The organism is Pseudaeromonas pectinilytica (assembly GCF_054780855.1).
This window is the reverse complement of sequence record NZ_BAAGVN010000215.1, coordinates 1-1302: the sequence shown is the minus strand read 5'-3', so window position 1 is coordinate 1302 and position 1302 is coordinate 1. Positions and strand designations below refer to the sequence as shown.

The following is a 1302-nucleotide window of genomic DNA, read 5'->3' as shown; positions in this document are numbered from 1 at the left end:
TCTGACCGGCGCAGGCTATGTCAGTTATGCCGGTAAATCGGCCGCATTTGTGCCGACCGGGCTCCCGGACGATGGCGTGTACCATGTTGCCTATACCCGAGGCCCATACCGTCTAGCCAACGTCACCATCCCGACGGATGCGGCAACCATGGCCAGCTTCGATGCCAGCACCCCGCTGTCACCGGGCAAGACCGTGGTGCGCTATCCATTGCGCCGCCGCACCGCAACCGGATCGCCGGAAACGGTAACGGTCACCATGACCGATGATGGCACCGGCAAACTGCTGCGCGATGGGGTGCAGGTCGGCACCATCGACTACGCCACCGGCACCGGTTCGTTCACCTGGGCCAAGGAATATTCCTACACCATCACCAGCTATGTGTTTAATGGTCTAGCAATGCAGAAGCAAAAAGAGACCATCACCGCCACCGAGTTGAACGGTGGCGCCGGTACGCTGGAAGGGCTGTCGAGCAACGCCGCGGCGGGAGTGGCCGAGAACATTACCATGAATATGCCGGAGCTCGCCTTCTCCCTGGCAGCGCCGAATCTGGTCTCTGGCAGCCTGATGTTCACAGACAACAGCAATACCTACATCGAGCGTGACGGCATCTTGTGGAAGAACCCAGACAGTCGCACCGGTGCTGGCTCCCGTGTAGGGCGTGTCGAGCTGGCGGCCAGCCGGGTCATCATTAGCGATGCCAAAGGCATCACCGGGAACCTCCAGATCAATGCTGGGGTGGCACTGGTCTCTCGGCCCTATATCTCCAGAGCGGTCTGGAAAACCCCGGGTGCGCCCCTCAAATCGGGCGGGTTGGAGATCAAGGCAACTGGAGTCAATGGCGTTGTGTTGTCTGCCAGCGATCCGGGTACTGGGGATCTGGCCGGGGCGCTGGGTACTGGGCAGGCCGACATCTCCATGGGGTTGGTCTCCATGTCGTTTAACCAGCCCGTTGAGGCGGGTAGCCTGGCCTATTCAACCGTGATCCTCACCGCCATCCCGCTGGATTCCGATGCCATCGGCATCGACCCGGTGCGCCTGCCGCCGGATGGCAAGGTGCCGATTTATCAGGATGGCGTCGGCGTGGTTATCGGCCACACCGCTACCATCGACATTGGCACCCCGACTGCCAGCCAGGTGATTGATTGCGGCCGCGACTATCTGGCCGAGGTCTGGATCACCGATTCTGCTGGCGGCAAGCTGGCGGTCAATCAGTACGCCGAAAACCGGGATACCGGCATCGTCACCATGGCCAGCTCGCTGGCGCTCATCGATGCGGCCGGTACTGCACTGGTGCCTCCGCT

General features: G+C 61.7%; 1 protein-coding gene. It reads left to right on the top strand.

Going from position 1 to position 1302, the window contains the following annotated elements:
• Positions 1-1302: hypothetical protein (locus ACYVG7_RS10330; RefSeq protein ID WP_460883036.1), on the top strand; the 1302-nt coding region annotated here is incomplete at both ends.